Origin of the sequence: Pseudomonas gingeri (assembly GCF_013385635.1) — a bacterium.
GTDB classification, from domain to species: domain Bacteria; phylum Pseudomonadota; class Gammaproteobacteria; order Pseudomonadales; family Pseudomonadaceae; genus Aquipseudomonas; species Aquipseudomonas gingeri_A.
Window position 1 is genome coordinate 112,674 of record NZ_JACAPR010000007.1, and the last position, 18,154, is coordinate 130,827.

Genomic DNA, 18,154 nt, shown 5'->3' on the forward strand with positions numbered 1-18,154 from the left:
ACACTGCATAACCTTGTGGGAGCCGGCTTGCCGGCGATGGCGGCCGGATAAGCGACCCATGGCTCAAGGGTCTCATCGCTGGCAAGCCAGCTTCCACATTGGCCTCGGCGACTAGGGCCTGGCCCGGGCTGGCGCGGCGTCCGCTTCGGGCAGGGCGCAGTCAGCCGTCGCGCTGATGATTGTCTCGCTGTCGATCACATGAATGCTGTAGCCCGGGACATTCTTGGCGTGGTGCTTGGCCTGGGAGGCGAGTTCCGCCAACTGGCTGGCATCCAGCAGTCCGCAGGACTGCGGTTGCAGATGTACCACCCCGATCGACAGCGACAGCAGCGCAAACTCCTGCCGCTGGCCCTGGCGGTTCGAGGCGATAAAGCAGCCCGCCTCCAGGTGTTCGGCGCGATAGAAACGCCGGCACTGGTTCTGGAAGTCCTCCAGCAGTTGATTCAGGCGCTTGCGCCAATCCTCCGACCCCAACACCAGCAGGAAATCGTCACCGCCGATATGGCCGACGAAGTCCCGGCTCGGATCGACCCGATCATTCAGGCATTGTGCCAGGCACAACAACACTTCATCGCCGCGGCCGTAGCCGTAGATATCGTTGAAGGGCTTGAAACTGTCGATGTCCACGTAGCAGATCACCGATTCGCGCTGTTGCTGCAACAGGCGCGTCAGGCACTGCTGGATCGGCACGTTGCCGGGCAGCAAGGTCAGCGGGTTGGCGTAGCGGGCTTGCTGGATCTTCAACTCGGTGATCAGTTTGAGCACGTCGATCACCCGTCCCAGGCCCAGGTAGCAGCCATTGTGGGTGATGATGAAGTCTTCTTCGATGCGTTGCCGGGCGCGGCTGGTCAGCAGTCGGCTGACCTGTTGCAGCGACTGGCTCAGTTCCACCGCGAGGAAGTCATCGCTCATCAGCCGGCTGATGGGCTTGCGGGCGAACAGATCGGTGGCGAACGGCTTGAGCAGGGCATCCGACAGCGAGTGGCGGTGCACGATGCCGCAGGGCCGCTCCTGTTCGTCCAGTACCGCCAGGGAGTTGAGGTTGGCCTGGCGCCGGAAGGCTTCCAGCACGGTTGCCGTAGGGGTGTTCTGGGTCACTGCCGGTTGTTCGATAAGCAGCGCGCTGAGGTCACTGGCTTCCTCGCTCAGGGCGATGGAGATGTTTTCCAGCTTCGGCAGCAGCGCGCGGGCGTCCTGCGGTGGCTGTTCCTGGGGGCGGCAGAGCAGGTAGCCCTGAACCAGGTCGACGCCCATCTCGGTGAGCACCGCCAGTTCTTCCGGCAACTCGATGCCTTCGGCGATCACCTGGGCCCGCGAGGCCTTGGCGATCTGCAGGATGGAACCGACGAATTCGCGCTTGAGGCCGTCCTGATGGATGCCATCGATGAAGTGCCGGTCGATCTTCACGTAGTCCGGACGCAGCTCCGACCACAGGCGCAGGCTGGAATAGCCGGCGCCGAGGTCATCCAGGGCGATCGAGAAACCCATGGCGCGGTAGTGATGCAGGGCGTTATGCAGCAACTGGAAATCGTCGGTCGGCGTTTGCTCGGTGAGCTCGATGACCACGTTGCTGGGGTCGATGCCGAAGTCCTGGAGCAACGCGAGGGTCCGGCCCGGTTGGTGGGTCGGCTCCAGCAGGGATTCGGGGGAAACGTTGAGGAACAGCTTGCCCGGCAGTTTCTGCTCGCTGAAGCGGCGGCAGGCGCTGAGCCGGCAGGCCATTTCCAGTTCGCTCAGGCGTCCGGCCTGGCGAGCCACGGCGAACAGGCTGATGGGCGAGTGCAGGGGGCTGTTGGAGGGCCCGCGGCTGAGGGCTTCATAACCGACGATGCGTCTTTCGGAGAGCGAAATGATCGGCTGGAACAGACTGTGTAGACCACTCTGAGCCAGGATTGAACTCAAGGCGTTCAGCTGTTCGGTCATGGTCATGGCAGTCTCTGATGATAAAAAAGGACCGGAAGAGACTCTTGATCCAAGAGCCGCATCCAGTCCTTATTTCACGACAGAATGATGACTGTTTGATGACGCTCCGAAGAGCGATCACATTAAATTGCCATTATCTATCAGTGCTTGGCCACCGCGGTGTTCAGGCGCAGATAATCCAGCAGGATCCGCCCGGTTTCGCTCAGGTAGGCGTCGTCTTCCGGCTTGGTTTTCTTGTCTGGATCAGGCGGCAGGGCGTCTTCGTCCTCTTTCTTCAGTTCCTTGAGGGCGTCTTCGCCTTTGGCCTTGCGCCGGGCGTTCTCCATGGCCAGTTGCTTGGCATCGATGTCGGCGCGCTGGGCGCGACGGTCGGCCTCGTTCAGGCTCACGGTCTTTTCCTTCATCAGCTTCTCGGCCAGGGCCAGCTTGTCGCGAATGAAGATGAACTCGGCATCCTTCGACGCACGGGCATCATGGTCAGACTTGAGCTGCGCCAGGAACGGCTTGAACGGATCTACCGCCGGCTTGATCGACGGGCGAATGGTGTCCCACGGCATGGCTTCCGGCAGTGCGCTTTCGCCGATTTCCTTGGTGTCGATGATCGACGGGAAATCCACGTCAGGCAGCACGCCCTGGTGCTGGGTGCTCTGCCCGGAAACCCGGTAGAACTTGGCCAGGGTCAGTTTCAGCTCGCCATGGTTCAGCGGCTGGATGGTCTGCACGGTGCCTTTGCCGAAGGTCTGGCCGCCGATGATCAGCGCGCGGTGATAGTCCTGCATGGCGCCGGCGAAAATCTCCGAGGCCGAGGCGGACAGGCGGTTGACCAGCAACGCCATCGGGCCTTTGTAGAAGGCGCCGGGGTTTTCGTCTTCAAGCACGTCGACCTTGCCGTCGGCGTTACGTACCAGCACGGTCGGGCCCTTGTCGATAAACAGGCTGGTCAGCTCGGTGGCTTCCTGCAGGGAACCGCCGCCGTTGTTGCGCAGGTCGATGACCACGCCGTCGACGCCTTCCTTCTGCAACTCGCCCAGCAGTTTCTTGACGTCGCGGGTGGTGCTCTTGTAGTCCGGATCGCCGGCACGGAAGGCCTTGAAGTCCAGGTAGAACGCCGGGATGTCGATGACGCCGAGCTTGTAGTCCTTGCCATCCTGCTTGAGGTGCAGGATCGACTTGTTCGCGGCCTGGTCTTCCAGCTTCACCGACTCGCGGGTGATGGAGACGATCTTGCTGGTCTGGTCGTTCGGCGCGTTGCTCGCCGGAATCACTTCCAGGCGGACCACGGAGCCTTTCGGGCCACGGATCAGCTTGACCACTTCGTCCAGGCGCCAGCCGACCACGTCGACCATTTCCTTGTCGCCCTGGGCGACACCGATGATCTTGTCGGCCGGGGCGACCTGCTTGGTCTTGTCCGCCGGGCCCGACGGCACCAGGCGCACGACCTTGACCTGGTCGTTGTCGCTTTGCAGCACGGCACCGATCCCTTCGAGGGACAGGCTCATGTTGATGTCGAAGTTTTCCGCGCTGTCAGGTGACAGATAGTTGGTGTGCGGGTCGTAGGACATCGCAAAGGTGTTGATGTAGGCCTGGAAGATATCTTCGGCCCGGGTCTGGTCCAGGCGTGCCAGCTGGTTCTTGTAGCGCTTGACCAACAGTTCCTGGATCGCCTTGGGATCCTTGCCGGCGATCTTCAGGCGCAGCACTTCGTCCTTGACGCGTTTGCGCCACAGGTCGTCGAGCTCGGCGGTGCTCTTGAGCCATGGAGCGTCCTTGCGATCGATCAGCAAGGTCTCCTTGGTGGTGAAGTCCATCTTGTCCACGCCCTTGTTCAACTCGGCGAGGGCGAAGTCCAGGCGGGCCTTGACCCGGTCCAGGTAGCGCTTGTAGATGGTGAAGCCGGCATTCAGGTCGCCGCTCTTGAGGAAGTCGTCAAACTGGGTTTTCCATTTGTCGAATTCGCTGATGTCGCTGGCGAGGAAGTAACTGCGCGATGGATCGAGCAGCTTGAGGTAGCTGTCATAGATGATCACCGAGCGCGCGTCGTCGAGCGGCGGCTTGCTGTAGTGATGACGCTTGAGCAACTCGACGACGTTCAGGCTGGCAATCACCTCGTCACGGTCGGGCTGAAGATTGTCCCAGCTATTGGCTGCGAACGTATTGGCCGAGAACGTGGAAACGCCAAGGCCAATGAAAAGGGCAAGTGCGGTGCTGGGGAACAAATGCTTCATGCTGAGTCGACGCGGGGACAATTGATCACGCATATTAGGCCGTCTTTAAAGTCGCCGGTTCCGCGGGACTGCGTACCAAAACTGCGTTGGCAGGTTTTCGTACGACCCTCGGACCGGTCGCATAATGCAAAAAGCCCGGTGCTACAGCTCCGGGCTCAGTCCAGACTCACTATGGAGGCACTGTGAAAGCATTGCAAGGCGTTGAAGGTCAAGTGGAGTGGGTTGAGGCGCCAAGTCCGGCGTGTGATGTCGGACAGGTGCGGATTCGAGTCGCGGCGGCGGGGCTCAATCGCGCCGATCTGTTGCAAAAGGCTGGTCTCTATCCGCCACCACCAGGGGCCAGCGAGGTGCTGGGCCTGGAGTGCTCCGGGGTGATCAGCGAAGTGGGGCCGGGGTCTGCCTGGCAGGTCGGCGACCGTGTGTGCGCGCTGCTGGCCGGTGGCGGCATGGCCGAGGAAGTGGTGGTCGATGGGCGTCATGTGCTGCCGGTGCCGGAGGGCCTGAGTCTGGTCGAGGCGGCCGCGTTGCCTGAGGTCTACGCCACGGCATGGTTGAATCTGTTCCAACTGGCCGGGCTCAAGCCGGGTGAAAAAGTGCTGTTGCATGCCGGTGCCAGTGGCGTCGGTTCGGCCGCCATCCAGCTGTGCAAGGCGTTCGGCAACCCTTGCTGGGTAAGCGTCGGTTCGGCGGAACGACTGGCCTATTGCGAGGCGCTGGGCGCCCAGGGTGGGGTGATACGCGGCGACGATATCGAGGGGTTGAGCGACTTCGCTCCCTTTGATGTGATCCTCGATCCGGTGGGGGCGAACTACGCCGAGCTTAATGTGAAACTTTTGTCAGCCGACGGGCGGTGGCTGCTGATCGGCCTGATGGGCGGGCGCGAAACCCGGCTGGACCTGGCGAAGATCCTCGCCAAGCGCATCCAGTTGCTGGGTTCGACCTTGCGCAGTCGCGACGGGCAATTCAAGGCGGATCTGCTCGGTGACCTGCATCAGCACGTCTGGCCGCTGTTCGCCGAGAAGCGCCTGAGCCCGCAGTTGGCCAAGGTGTTCCCGATCCGCGATGCCGAGGTGGCGTTCACCGAGCTGGCCGGCAACCAGGTGGCGGGAAAGCTGGTGCTGGTGGTCGACGAAACGCTGGTGTGATGGACAGGTGAACTGAAAGGCGCTGAAGGACCCGTCATGATCGTTCCCACGCGGAGCGTGGGAACGATCATGACGATCAGAAAAACCGTACCGTAGGAGCCGGCGTGCTGGCGATGACGCCCGTGAGGACGCTGAAAGCTTCGGGGGCGAGCCCCCTCCCACAAGTTCTGCATCGCCGGCAAGCCGGCTCCTGCAGGAGAGCGGTCAGTCCCAGTGATGAATCGGCCAGCCGGCCTTTTCCGCCTGCTCGCGCAGAACCGGATCCGGATTGACCGCATGGGGATGGTCGACCTTCAGCAGCAACGGCAGATCGTTGCGTGAGTCGGAATAGAAACTCGCGCCCTCGAGGTTTTCCTCTTCGGCGTCCAGCCACTCCAGCAGACGGGTGATCTTGCCTTCGCGGTAGGTCAGGGTGCCGATGGTATGGCCACTGTAGACACCGTGCATGACCTCCAGCTCGATGCCCAGCACTTCGTCTATGCCCAGGCGTCCGGCAATCGGTTTCACCAGGTGGGTCCCGGAGGCGGAAATCACCAGGATCCGGTCACCCGCCGCCCGATGGGCGGCAATCGCCTTGCAGGCATCGCTGTAGATCAGCGGCTCGATGATGTCTTCGACCCAGGGTTCGACCAGGTGCTCGACTTCTTCCGGGGTGCGTCCGGCCATGGGCTCCAGGCTGAACAGCATGAAGTCCTCCATGGCCAGTTCGCCCTTGCTGTAGGCGGCCATCAGTTCGTTGTTGCGGCGCATGAACGACTCCGGGTCGACCCAGCCCAGGCGGCCCATCTGCTCGCTCCAGAGCGTCGCGCAGTCACCGTGGATCAGGGTCTCATCCAGATCAAAAATTGCCAGGGCCATCAGCGGGATACTCTCGTCAAAGGAACACTCTTCAAACGCGTCAAAAACATCAGGCTACCTCACAGAGGGCCGTCGGATCGATGGACAATGCCAGGCGCCGACCATCGGGGTGCAGGTCGGCGGCCGAGCGGTTGAGCACATCCACCACCAGTTCCACGCCCCGCGCCTCGACCCGGTAGCGGATGACGTTGCCCAGCAGGCTGTGGCCGCGGATCAGCGCATCCAGCTCGCCGTCGGTACTCAGTTCGATGGCTTCCGGGCGGATGGCGATACGACCGTTGATCGGACGCTGCAGCAGGCGGCTGGCGGCATCGGCATCGAGCAGGTTGTAGTTGCCGATAAAGCCGGCGGCAAACACGTCCACCGGTGCGGTGTAGAGCGATTCGGCGTCACCGCTCTGGACGATCTTGCCCTGGTTCATCAGGAAGATCCGGTCGCTCATGGTCAGGGCTTCTTCCTGGTCATGGGTGACGAATATGGTGGTCAGGCCCAACTCGCGCTGGATCGCCCGGATCTGCTCGCGCAGGTGCTTGCGAATCCGCGCATCGAGGGCCGACAGCGGTTCGTCGAGCAGCAACAGGCGCGGCCGGGTCACCAGCGAGCGGGCCAGGGCCACGCGCTGGCACTGCCCACCGGACAGCTGGTGCGGGTAGCGCGCGGCGAAGTCGTGCAGTTCCACCAGCTTGAGGGCTTCCATGACGCGCTTGTGGCTGTCGTCGGCGTTGACCTTCTGCATTTTCAGGCCGAAGGCGACGTTCTGTTCCACGGTCATGTTGGGGAACAGCGCATAGCTCTGGAACACCATGCCGATCGCGCGTTTCTGCGGGCTCAGCGGCACGATGTCCTGGCCGTCGAGGAGGATCTTGCCGCCGTCCACCGGGGTCAGGCCGGCGATGCAGCGCAGCAGCGTGGACTTGCCGCAACCGGACGGGCCGAGCAGGGTGACGAACTCGCCCTTGGCGATTTCGCAATTGATATCGCTGAACACCGTGGTGCCGGCGTAGGTTTTCTTCAGGTTCTGGACACTGATGAAGCTCATTGGCTTTTGTCCTTCTCTTTTGGTGAAGAGCTCAAACGGTTGGCGACCCAGGTCAGTACCAACACGAAAAGGAAATAGGAGATCACCAGCGCACTGGTGAAGTGACCGCTGCTGTTGCGCATGTTGTTCAGGTACACCTGCAGGGTTTCATAGCGGGTGCCCACCAGGATGTTGGCGAACACGAACTCGCCGAACAGGAAGGAGAACGACAGCAGCAACGCGACCATCAGGCCCTTGCGCAGATTCGGCAGCACCACCAGGAACGCCGCCTGCCAGGTGCTGGCGCCGAGCAGGTGGGCGGCGTCCATCAGGTCGCGCAGGTTGATCGCCTGCAGGTTGTTGGTGATGGCCCGGTACATGAACGGCAACGCCACGGTGAAGTAGCAGCCGATCAGGATCCACGGCGTGCCGACCATGGCGAACGGCCCGGAGCCGTACAGTTGCAACAGCCCCACCGACGACACCACCGGTGGCACCGCGAAGGGCAGCAGGATCAGGATGTTCATCAGCGCATCGAGCCTGGGGAAGTGGTAGTGCACCACGAACAGCAGCGGCAGGATCAGCACCACCGACAGCACCAGCGAGCCGACGCAGACGATCAGCGACTGGCCGAAGGCATTGAGGAAGCGCGGGTCGCTCCACAGTTGCAGGTACCACTTGAAGGTGAAGCCGCTGGGCAGGATGGTTGCCGACCAACTGCTGGCAATCGAATAGACCAGGGTACCGGCCAGGGGCAGCAGCAGGATCACGAACAGCAGGTAGACCACCACGCGGTGGTACAGGGCGGCGGAGCCGGGTTCAGCGCGCGACATGGTAGCTCCTCTTCAACAGCCACTGATGGATCACGGTCACGAAGGTCATCAGGCCCACCAGCACCACCGCCAGCGCACTGGCCATGTTCGGATCAAGGCTGATGTCGCCGGAAACCATGGCGGCGATACGGATCGGCAACACGTTGAAGTTGCCGGTGGTCAGGGCGTACACCGTGGCGTAGGCGCCGAGGGCATTGGCCAGCAGAATCACGAAAGTCCCCAGCAGCGCCGGGGTCAGCACCGGCAGGCCGATATGCCGCCAGAATTGCCAGCCGTCGGCACCGAGCAGCGCGGCGGACTCGCGCCAGTCTTCGCGCAGGGCGTCGAAGGCCGGGTAGAGCAGCAGCACGCCCAGGGGAATCTGGAAGTAGGTGTAGAGAATGATCAGGCCGGTCTTCGAGTACAGGTTGAAATCCTGGATGATTCCCGCCTGCTTCAGCATGATGGTGATGGTGCCGTTGAAGCCCAGCAGGATGATGAACGCGAAGGCCAGGGGCACACCGGCGAAGTTGCTGGTCATGTTGGCGAAGGCGTTGACGAAATCCCGCAGGCGCGAGTCGACCCGGCGTAGCGAGTAGGCGCCGAGCACCGCGATCAGCATGCCGAACACACTCGACCAGAAGCTGATTTCCAGGCTGTACTGGATCGCTTGCAGGTAGAACTTCGAACTGAAGATCTTGCTGAAGTTGGCCAGCCCCCAGCCGTCGTCTTCCGATTGCAGGCTGTTGATCAGCACCCACACCAGCGGCGCGATCTCGAACACGATAAAGAACAGGGCAAAAGGCACCAGGCAGAGCACGGCGAGCCATTTGCCACGGGTGAGTGAATTCACTTCAACAGCTCCCGGCATACAGGTTTGTCATGGGGAACGCCCAGCAGTTCGCAGATCGTGCCGCATATCTGGGTCTGCAGGGGCGTGGCGTCGGGATCGAAACTGAAGGCGTCGCCGAGGACGAACAGCGGCACTTCCCGTTCCTCGGCCAGCAGGCCGTTGTGGGAACGGTCGTTGTTCATGCCGTGGTCGGCGGTCACCAGTACCTGGTAACCGGCGTCGAGCCAGCCTTGCAGGTAGTCGGCCAGGATGATGTCGGCCGAACGCGCGCTGTTGCGGTATTGCGCGGTATCGAGGCCGTGCTTGTGACCGGCATCGTCGATATTCATCGGATGCACCAGCAGGAAGTTCGGCGCGTGTTGCAGGCGCAGGCTTTCGGCATCGGCGAACAGATGGGAGTCGGGGTAGTGATCGACCCAGTAGAAATGCCCGTGCTGGATCGGCAGGCTTTCATTGCGGGTATGACGGTCACGCGCTGCGACGAAGGGCGAGCGATTGTACAGTTCGCTGACCCAGTGATAGGCCGCTGCGGCGGTGCTCAGGCCGGCGTCGCGGGCGTAATGGAACACGCTGCGCTGGTTGGACAGGCGCGAGACGTGGTTGTGCACGATGCCGCTCCGGATCGGAGCCACACCGGTAAGAATGCATTCGTAGAGCGGTCTTGAGAGCGAGGGCAACTCGCATTCCAGTTTGTACAGCGCCGCGCGTCCTGCGCCTGCGTAAGCCTGGAGATGGCCCATGGCGTGCCGGGCGACCTCGTAGTTCAGGCCATCGAGCACGACCAGGATAACGTTGTGCTGCATAAGCCGGGTCTCCATTTTCAGAAACGAACAGAATCCAATGTGGGAGCCGGCTTGCCGGCGATGAGGCCCTTGAGTCTTGTAGCGTTCTTTCGGGCCTCATCGCTGGCAAGCCAGCTCCTGCAAGTGACCGCGTTGACCCGGGGTGAATCCCGGGTCAACGCCTGTCGGGTTATTGCATGTTGATGATGACTTCTTCCTGCCACTTCTGCGGCAGCGCCTTGGAAGTCTTCTCCCAAGCATCGGCGTCCTTGATCGGCGTGACTTTCTTGTACTGCTCGTTAGGCAGCAGCTTGGCTTTCACGTCGTCCGGCAGGGTCAGGTGCTCGGCACGGATCGGACGTGCGTTGCCACGCGCCAGGTTGGTCTGGCCGGCATCGCTGAAGATGTACTCGCGGGTCAGCTTGGCGGCGTTCGGGTGCTTGGCGTATTTGTTGATGATGGTGGTGTAGCCGGAAATCACCGAGCCGTCCGACGGGATCAGCACCACGTAGTCATCCGGGTTGGCCATCTTGGCCTTGTAGCTCAGGCCGTTGAAGTCCCAGACCACGCCGACTTCGACTTCGCCTTTTTCCATGGTGGCGATGGTCGGGTTGGCGAGCGACAGGCGACCCTGCTTGGCGATTTCGGCAAACATCAGCAGCGCAGGCTGGATGTTCTTCTCGTCGCCACCGTTGGCCAGGGCAGCGGCCAGAACGCCGTTGGCGGCCTGGGCGGCGGTGCTCACGTCACCGATGGAGACCTTGTACTTGCCGGTCTTGAGGTCAGCCCAGCTTTTCGGTGCTTCGGAACCGTGCAGCAACTTCTTGTTGACGATAAAGGCGATGGTGCCGGTGTAGGCCAGCGCCCAGTTACCGTCCTTGTCCTTGGCCCAATCCGGGACCTGGGCCCAGGTGCTCGGCTTGTACGGCTGGGCCACGCCCTTTTTCACCGCGATCGGGCCGAAGGCGGCACCGACGTCGCCGATGTCGGCGCTGGCGTTGTCTTTCTCCGCATCGAACTTGGCGATTTCCTGAGCCGAGCTCATGTCGGTGTCGATGTGCTTGAGGCCGTACTTGTCGCTCAGGTCTTTCCAGGTGCCCGCCCAGTTTGCCCAGTCATCGGGCATACCGACGCTGTTGACGGCGCCTTCTTTCTTGGCGGCGGCTTCCAGGTCTTTCAAATCGGTGCCAGCGGCCATGGCGGAGGTGCACAGGGCAATGGTCGAGCCTAACAGTGATGCCAGGAAAAGCTGTTTCATCCGAAGCTCCTTTGGGCGTTTTCAACGCTGAGATTTTTTATCAACAGTTTCTATGACGGTTTTTATAACGTGGTGCAGTGGATCGTTTGGTCTAGGTCAGCAATACCTGAGCCAATTTAAGCCAGCAGGATGACACTTTGATGTCGGCATCAGTCCTGCAAGGTTTTTTCCCGGTAGTGCTCATGACCGCGGAATTAAGCGTAGACCATTTGTAACTTACTGATATTTAAATGAATAAGTCTTATGGAACGGCCGTGCATGTGCACCGTTTCGTCGCTTTGTCACATATCAGTCATATGCATTGCCTAGGCTGAGCGCTACAACCGGAGACCGCGATGCTGCGCGGTTCTGCCCTCAAACAGTGCTGGACTAGTCCAGATAGGTAACGTTGATGCGCGAAGAGGCACCAAAAGCGGTGACAGCCATCGGTCAGGCGCTCCATGAGCAGATCGAACACGGGCTGTTGCCACCGGGAAGCAAGCTTCCGGCCGAGCGCAAGCTCAGCGAGTTGTTCAGCACCACCCGGATCACCGTGCGCGAGGCCTTGCTGCAACTGGAGGCCCAGGGGCTGATCTATCGCGAGGAACGCCGGGGCTGGTTTATTTCGCCGCCGCGATTGGCCTACAACCTTATGCAGCGTAGCCACTTTCACGCGATGGTCAGTGCCCAGGGGCGGGTACCTTCCACCCAGGTGATCTCCGCGCGCCTGCAACCGGCTTCGGCGGCGGTGTGTGACTGGTTGCAGTTGCCGGCGTTGTCCAGCGTGATCCAGATCTGCCGGGCGCGACGGATCGATGAGCGGTTGGTGCTGTATGTCGAGCACTACCTCAATCCGCAGTACTTTCCGGGCATCCTGGAGTTCGATCTGAACCAGTCGATCACCGAGCTGTATGCGCGCCACTACGACCTGCATTACGGGCGGGTGCGCTTCGAAATCGTGCCGACCTCATTGCAGGTCGAGGCGGCCGCGGCGTTGCGGGTATCGGTGGGCAGCCCGGGCCTGCGGATTGCCCGGGTCAACTACGACCAGCATGAACGGCTGATCGACTGCGACCTGGAGTTCTGGCGACATGATGCGATTCATGTCGGGGTGGATGTGGTGTAGTGGCCACGGCCGGCATTGGGAGAGGGCAACGACCTTGTAGGAGCCGGCTTGCCGGCGATGCGATCTGATGACCGACCTCTCTGTCGCCTGGAAAATCGCCATCGCCAGCAAGCCGGCTCCTACAGTCCGGTGAGGTTCAGGATTTCGCCGGCGCCTCGCTTTCCGGGCCGCCGCCGGCGGTGACCACCTGCACGCTCAGGCGCGGGGTCGCCAGGTCCATTCCGGCCTCGTCCATGGTGCGTTTCAACGACAGGTTGAACGCCCGTGACACTTCCCACTGCTTGATCGGCGCGGTCTTGAACCGGGCCCGCAGGATCGCGCTGCCGGACTCGAAGCTCTCGACACCCTGGATCTCCAGCGGCGACCAGATATTGCGCCGCTGCAACGGATCGGTGCGCATCTTCTGGCCGACATCGCGCATCAGCTTGATCGCGTCGTCGATGGGCATGTTGTAGGGGATCGCCACCCGGAAGATCGCGTAGCCGAACTCCCGCGAGTAGTTCTTGATGCTCTTGATCTCGCTGAACGGAATGGTATGCACGATGCCGTCGATGTCCCGCAGCCGCACGGTACGGATGGTCAGGCCCTCGACGGTGCCGAGGTGGCCGCCGACATCCACATAGTCGTCGATGGCCAGGGAGTCCTCGATGATGATGAACAGCCCGGTGATCAGGTCCGCCACCAGTGACTGCGCACCAAAACCGATCGCCAGGCCGATCACGCCGGCACCGGCCAGCAGTGGCGTGACGTTCATGCCCATGTTCGCCAGGGCGACGATCAGCGCGATGATGAAGATCGCCACGAACAGAACGTTGCGGATCAGCGGCATCATGGTCTGCGCCCGCGCATTGGCCAGGCCCTTGCGCGAGCGGGTCAGGGCATGATGCACGGCGGTGTCGCTGAGGATCCACACCAGCCAGGCGAAAATCAGCGTGCCACCGAGGCTGAACAGGCGGACGCTGACTTCGTGGCCTTCGCCTTCGGTAAAGCGGATCAGCGACATGCCCCAGACCCGCAGGCCCAGTTCGATGAAGACCAGCCAGACGAACAGATGCGCCAGGGTGTAGCAGAAACTCTTCAACCGCTCGGAATACAGCGCGTGGCGCTTGTGCCCGCGTTGCGGCTTGAGGGCATGGCGCCGGACCAGGCCGTTGATCACCATGCACAGCACCACCAGCACGGTGCAGATCAGCGACTGGCGCAGGGCGGTGCTGGTATCGCCGGCGGAGACAAAGGTGGCGAACAGCGAGATCGCCACCAGGATCAGGGCCGGGACGAACCAGAAGGTACCGAGGATTTCGATGGTATCGCTGAGGGCGCGCCGGGTCAGGCGTCGGGACAGCGGCTGGTTGCGGATCAGGTGGGCGATGGGGCGGCGGAAACGCAGGATGAACAGTCCGGTGGACAGTGCCGCCATGACGTTGGCGAAAGTCGCGGCGGTATGGGCCAGGTGGCTGCCGAGGCTGGCCACCAGGCGCGGGTCGCCCAGGGCTTCGCCGAACGCGGCAAAACTGCCGATCAGCCAAAGTGGCCGAAAGGCCCGGCGCCGCAGGATGTGCAGCGCCTGGTGGCGGTGCGGTCCGTCGAGCACGGAGAAGGCGATCACGCAGATCGCCGAGAAACAGGTGCCGACCACCAGCGCATAGGCGAGCACCATCGCCAGGTCCTTGCCCAGCGACGATGGCAGGGCATAGCCCATGTACACGGTAATCAGCAGCGCGATCATCCAGGGGCCGAGCTTGCGCAGGGCAAAGCGCAGCAGGTCGACCGTGCGCGGATGCTGGGGCAGTTCCTCGGTCAGGCCGAAGCGCAGGCGGACCCGGTGGCTGAGCCAGATCATGGTCCAGGCGAGGAAACTCCAGAGCAGCAGGATCAGCGCGAAGGCGAAAATGATCGGTAGCCACTCGCTGGCCGGAAGCATCAGCGCGAGCATTTCTTCCTGGGCCTGATCGAACTCCTGCGACCAGCGATTGAGCGGACTGTCAGTGCCGGTGAACTGTTTTTCAAGGTTGGACAAGGTGCTGCCGATCAGGCCGAGGACGCCTTCCTCGGTGACCGGCTGGGCCTTCCTGGTGCTGTCCCGGAGTTTTTTCAGGTCGCTCAGCAGCTTGCTGCGCTGCTGGTCGTTCTCCAGGTTCTTGATCACTTCGTCCAGCGACTGGGCCAGGGGCTCGGTCGGTTGCGCCTGGTTTTTTTCGGCGCTGCCCAACAGGCTTGGCAGGCCGACCGCCTGGGCGGGGGCCAACGGCATCAGCGTCAGCAGGCAGATGAACAGACAGGCGGGCAGGGCGAGAAGGCGGGCGAACACTAGGCAGTCAACCATACAGGATACGGATCGAGCGAGTGTACGCCAGCCTCAGGCGTCGCGCATTTATTCAGCTTCAGCCAGTTTGGCGAGGATCTTGTAGACCACGGTGCCGAGGATGCACAGCATACCGAGCCAGATCAGCACGGGACCGGCATTGCGCTCACGGAAGTTGAAGCCGACGGCGAGCATCAGCATGCCTGCCAGGATCGGGATAAGCATCGAGTGGAACGCAAGTGGGCTGATCATCGCGACGGCCTTGTCGAGGGGGATACCTTGAGTCTAGGTCGCTTTGGCGGGATGTGTATTGATGTGTATCGGTGAATACACAGGCTGATCCTTCCCGCGTTCAGTGAGAATGATCGACTTTGTGTTGGCGAGCTTCTGTGGGAGCGGGCTTGCCCGCGAAGAGGGCCTTGAGGCCGCCAAAAGCTTCGCGGGCAAGCCCGCTCCCACAGGTTCGGTGTTGAGGGCCTTATGGCAGTTCGCGGCTGGCGAAGAAGGCGCCGAGCACTTTGACCAGGTGCGCCAGGTCATGGCTGCCCGCCAGTTCACGGATCGAGTGCATGGCGAAGGTCGGCAGGCCGATATCCACGGTGCGCACGCCCAGGTGGCTGGCGGTGATCGGGCCGATGGTCGAGCCGCAGCCCATGTCGCTGCGGACCACGAAGCTTTGCACCGGGACTTCCTCGGCCATGCACAGGTGGCGGAAGAAACCGGCGGTTTCGCTGTTGGTGGCGTAGCGCTGGTTGCTGTTGACCTTGATCACCGGGCCGGCATTGAGCTTCGGGCCATGGTTCGCGTCGTGCTTGTCGGCGTAGTTCGGGTGTACGCCATGGGCATTGTCGGCCGAGACCAGCAGCGACTTCTGGATCGTCCGCACGAACTCGTCGCCTTCCGGCAGCAGGCGGCGCAGGGTCTGTTCGAGCATCGGGCCGTCGGCGCCGCAGGCCGAGCAGGAACCGACTTCTTCATGGTCGTTGCAGACCAGCACGCAGGTTTCTTCGGTGTCGGCGCTAAGCAGTGCTTGCAGGCCGGCGTAGCAGGACAGCAGGTTGTCCAGGCGGGCGCCGGCGATAAAGTCGCCGTTCAGGCCGATCACGGCGGCGCCCTGGGTGTCGTAGAAACTCAGCTCGTAGTCGAGCACCACATCGGCGTTGAGGCCGTGTTCGCGGGCCAGTTGCTCGGTGAGCACGGCGCGGAAATCCACCCGCTCATCGCCGGCGAATTGCGCGAGGATCGGCGGCAGCTCGTTCTGGGCATTGATCGCCCAGCCCTGGTTGGCTTCACGGTTGAGGTGAATCGCCAGGTTGGGAATGGTCGCGATGGGGGCCTTGAAATCGATCAACTGGCTTTCGACCTTGCCGTCGCGGCGGAAGGTGACACGGCCGGCCAGGGACAGGTCGCGGTCGAACCAGGGGGCGAGCAGGGCGCCGCCGTAGACTTCGACACCCAGCTGCCAGAAGCCCTGGCGCTGCAACTCGGGCTGCGGCTTGACGCGCAGGCACGGGCTGTCGGTGTGGGCGCCGACCATGCGGATGCCGTCCAGCAGTGGCGAGGCGCGACCGAGCTTGATGGCGACGATGGAAGAATCGTTCCGGGTGACATAGTAGCGACCGTTGGCTTCGGTGCTCCAGGTCTCGCGTTCGTCGAGACGCTGGTAACCGGCCGCTTCCAGGCGCTGGACCAGGCTGGCGGTGGCATGAAAGGGGGTGGGGGAGGCCTTGAGGAAGTCGATCAGGCCTTGGTTCAACGCTTCGCGCATAAGTAGCTCCAGACAGCAATGTCGGGAGTTTACCGTATCTTGTAGGCGCCGGCTTGCCGGCGATGGCGTCCGTGCGGGTTCTACAAGCTTCAAGGGCCTCATCGCCGGCAAGCTACAGAGGGGGGCGTGCCGTCAGAACGGCGCCGGGCACTCGAAGCGCAGGCGTTCGCCACTCTGCGGGTGGGTGAAGCTCAGCATGCTCGCGTGCAGGCACAGCCGTGGCCAGGCCGCCAGCGCCTGCGGATGGGCGTACAGGCCATCACCGAGCAACGGATGGCCGATGGAGAGCATATGCACCCGCAACTGGTGCGAGCGTCCGGTAATCGGGGTCAACTCGACGCGGCACCAGTCACCACAGCGTTCCAGCACTTTCCAGAAGGTCAGCGCGTGCTTGCCGAACTCGTGGTCGACCACGTGGCGGGGCTTGGTCGGCGGGTCGTAGCGCAAGGGCAGGTCGATGCTGCCGCTGTCCGGTTGCGGCTGACCCCAGCAGAGCGCGGTGTAGGCTTTTTCAGTTTCGCGGTCGTGGAACTGCCGCGACAGTTCGCGATGGCTATCGGCATCGCGAGCCAGCAGGATGATGCCCGAGGTTTCCCAGTCCAGCCGATGCACGATACGGGCTTCGGGATAGCCGTTTTCCTGCAGGCGGGTGATCAGGCAGTCCTTGTTGTCATCGGCCCGGCCCGGGACGGAGAGCAACAGGGTCGGTTTGTCCACCACCAGTACGGCGGCGTCCTGGTGGATGATACGGATATTGGACAGCGGCATTAAAACAGTCTCGTAACAAACGCCAACGGCGGCCCGATGATATTCACCCGACCGTAGGAGCCGGCTTGCTGGCGATCGCATCGACGCGGTTTACCTGATAAACCGAGTTGATTCTATCGCCAGCAAGCCGGCTCCCACGACAGTAAGCGTGAAGATCACCGGGCCGCCGTGGCTCCGACCGGATCGATCAACGATCAGGCAGGGTGATATTGAGTTCCAGGATCGAGCAGCTGCCCTGGTTTTCCAGGGCGACGTGCACGTCATCGGACCCGATATTGACGTACTTGCGGATCACCTCAACCAACTCCTTTTGCAGGGCGGGCAAGTAGTCCGGGGTACTGCGTTGGCCGCGTTCGTGCGCCACGATGATCTGCAGACGCTCTTTCGCGACCGACGCGGTGCTTACTTTTTTGCTGGCACGAAAGAAGTCAAAAAGGTTCATTGCTTAGTTGCCTCCAAACAGGCGCTCGAAGAATCCCTTCTTCTGTGCATCGAGGAAACGATGCTCGACGGTCTTGCCCAGCAGACGGTCAACCGCGTCGCTGTAGGCCTGTCCAGCATCGCTCTGGTCGTCGAGGATCACCGGTACGCCCTGGTTGGAGGCCTTGAGCACCGCCTGGGATTCCGGGATCACGCCCAGCAGCGTCACTGCCAGGATTTCCTTGACGTCTTCGACGCCGAGCATTTCGCCCTTGCTCACGCGCTCCGGGTTGTAACGGGTCAGCAGCAAGTGTTCCTTGATCGGCTCTTCGCCTTTCTCGGCACGCCGCGACTTGCTGGCCAGCAGGCCGAGCATGCGGTCGGAGTCACGTACCGAAGAGACTTCAGGGTTGGTCACGACAATCGCTTCGTCGGCGAAGTACATCGCCAGGTGGGCACCGGTCTCGATGCCGGCCGGGGAGTCGCAGACCACGAACTCGAAGGTTTCCTTGAGTTCCATCAGGACTTTTTCCACGCCTTCCTTGGTCAGCGCGTCCTTGTCGCGGGTCTGGCTGGCCGCCAGCACGTACAGGTTCTCCAGGCGCTTGTCCTTGATCAGGGCTTGCTGCAGGTTGGCTTCGCCGTTGACGACGTTGACGAAGTCATACACCACGCGGCGCTCGCAGCCCATGATGAGGTCGAGGTTACGCAGGCCGACGTCGAAGTCGACGATCACTGTCTTGTGGCCGCGCAGCGCGAGGCCGGTGCCGATGGCGGCGCTGGTGGTGGTCTTACCCACACCACCCTTGCCGGATGTAACCACGAGAATCTTGGCCAAGGTGTTTCACCCCTAAGGAAAAAGGACTTTCCAGTCCCTGAAGAACGTCACTGAAAAACAACTGTAGTCGTGCAGCTTC

16 protein-coding genes are annotated in these 18,154 nt (G+C 62.1%); 2 read left to right on the forward strand and 14 right to left on the reverse strand.

Going from position 1 to position 18,154, the window contains the following annotated elements:
• Positions 1-111: 111 nt before the first annotated feature.
• On the reverse strand, positions 112-1,929 hold the full coding sequence (locus HX851_RS34135; protein ID WP_177057672.1) for a bifunctional diguanylate cyclase/phosphodiesterase: 1,818 nt from the start codon (positions 1,927-1,929) through the stop codon (positions 112-114).
• 134 nt (positions 1,930-2,063) lie between these two features.
• On the reverse strand, positions 2,064-4,148 hold the full coding sequence (locus HX851_RS34140; protein ID WP_177064220.1) for a carboxy terminal-processing peptidase: 2,085 nt from the start codon (positions 4,146-4,148) through the stop codon (positions 2,064-2,066).
• 182 nt (positions 4,149-4,330) lie between these two features.
• Here HX851_RS34140 and HX851_RS34145 point away from each other — a divergent pair, with 182 nt between their 5' ends.
• Positions 4,331-5,293: an NAD(P)H-quinone oxidoreductase gene (locus HX851_RS34145; protein WP_177064221.1), complete on the forward strand. Its 963-nt coding sequence runs from the start codon at positions 4,331-4,333 to the stop codon at positions 5,291-5,293.
• Positions 5,294-5,497: 204 nt separating this feature from the next.
• Here HX851_RS34145 and HX851_RS34150 read toward each other — a convergent pair whose 3' ends face one another.
• The 6 genes from HX851_RS34150 to HX851_RS34175 form a co-directional block, all read right to left on the reverse strand.
• Complete coding sequence (locus HX851_RS34150; RefSeq protein WP_177064222.1) at positions 5,498-6,151, reverse strand: HAD family hydrolase; 654 nt, start codon at positions 6,149-6,151, stop codon at positions 5,498-5,500.
• A gap of 49 nt (positions 6,152-6,200) precedes the next feature.
• Positions 6,201-7,190, reverse strand: coding sequence for an ABC transporter ATP-binding protein (locus tag HX851_RS34155; RefSeq protein WP_177057668.1), 990 nt, complete (start codon positions 7,188-7,190; stop codon positions 6,201-6,203).
• Positions 7,187-8,002 carry an ABC transporter permease gene (locus HX851_RS34160; RefSeq protein WP_177057667.1) on the reverse strand — a complete coding sequence of 272 codons (816 nt, stop codon included), beginning with the start codon at positions 8,000-8,002 and terminating at the stop codon, positions 7,187-7,189. The genes HX851_RS34155 and HX851_RS34160 overlap by 4 nt, the downstream gene beginning before the upstream one ends.
• Positions 7,989-8,834: an ABC transporter permease gene (locus HX851_RS34165; RefSeq protein WP_100940893.1), complete on the reverse strand. Its 846-nt coding sequence runs from the start codon at positions 8,832-8,834 to the stop codon at positions 7,989-7,991. The genes HX851_RS34160 and HX851_RS34165 overlap by 14 nt, the downstream gene beginning before the upstream one ends.
• On the reverse strand, positions 8,831-9,637 hold the full coding sequence (locus HX851_RS34170; protein WP_177064223.1) for an alkaline phosphatase family protein: 807 nt from the start codon (positions 9,635-9,637) through the stop codon (positions 8,831-8,833). Before HX851_RS34170 ends, HX851_RS34165 begins: the two co-directional genes overlap by 4 nt.
• Before the next feature lie 169 nt (positions 9,638-9,806).
• Positions 9,807-10,874 (reverse strand): ABC transporter substrate-binding protein, encoded by a 1,068-nt coding sequence (locus HX851_RS34175; RefSeq protein WP_177057664.1) that lies wholly within the window; start codon positions 10,872-10,874, stop codon positions 9,807-9,809.
• Positions 10,875-11,265: 391 nt separating this feature from the next.
• On the opposite strand from HX851_RS34175, the gene HX851_RS34180 reads away from it, so the two are divergent.
• Positions 11,266-11,979 carry a UTRA domain-containing protein gene (locus HX851_RS34180; RefSeq protein WP_177057663.1) on the forward strand — a complete coding sequence of 238 codons (714 nt, stop codon included), beginning with the start codon at positions 11,266-11,268 and terminating at the stop codon, positions 11,977-11,979.
• A gap of 136 nt (positions 11,980-12,115) precedes the next feature.
• Here HX851_RS34180 and HX851_RS34185 read toward each other — a convergent pair whose 3' ends face one another.
• From HX851_RS34185 to minD, 6 genes are all read right to left on the reverse strand, one after another.
• Entirely contained in the window at positions 12,116-14,287 is a 2,172-nt protein-coding gene (locus HX851_RS34185) for a mechanosensitive ion channel domain-containing protein (RefSeq protein WP_177057662.1), read from the reverse strand.
• Positions 14,288-14,350: 63 nt separating this feature from the next.
• Entirely contained in the window at positions 14,351-14,533 is a 183-nt protein-coding gene (locus HX851_RS34190) for a hypothetical protein (protein WP_017127816.1), read from the reverse strand.
• Between the two features lie 226 nt (positions 14,534-14,759).
• Positions 14,760-16,049 (reverse strand): M18 family aminopeptidase, encoded by a 1,290-nt coding sequence (locus HX851_RS34195; protein WP_177057661.1) that lies wholly within the window; start codon positions 16,047-16,049, stop codon positions 14,760-14,762.
• A gap of 132 nt (positions 16,050-16,181) precedes the next feature.
• On the reverse strand, positions 16,182-16,817 hold the full coding sequence (locus tag HX851_RS34200) for an RluA family pseudouridine synthase (protein WP_177057660.1): 636 nt from the start codon (positions 16,815-16,817) through the stop codon (positions 16,182-16,184).
• 187 nt (positions 16,818-17,004) lie between these two features.
• Positions 17,005-17,259, reverse strand: a complete 255-nt coding sequence (minE, locus tag HX851_RS34205) for a cell division topological specificity factor MinE (RefSeq protein WP_007898843.1) — start codon at positions 17,257-17,259, stop codon at positions 17,005-17,007.
• A 3-nt stretch (positions 17,260-17,262) separates the two neighbouring features.
• Complete coding sequence (gene minD / locus HX851_RS34210; RefSeq protein ID WP_017127819.1) at positions 17,263-18,075, reverse strand: septum site-determining protein MinD; 813 nt, start codon at positions 18,073-18,075, stop codon at positions 17,263-17,265.
• Positions 18,076-18,154 lie beyond the last annotated feature (79 nt).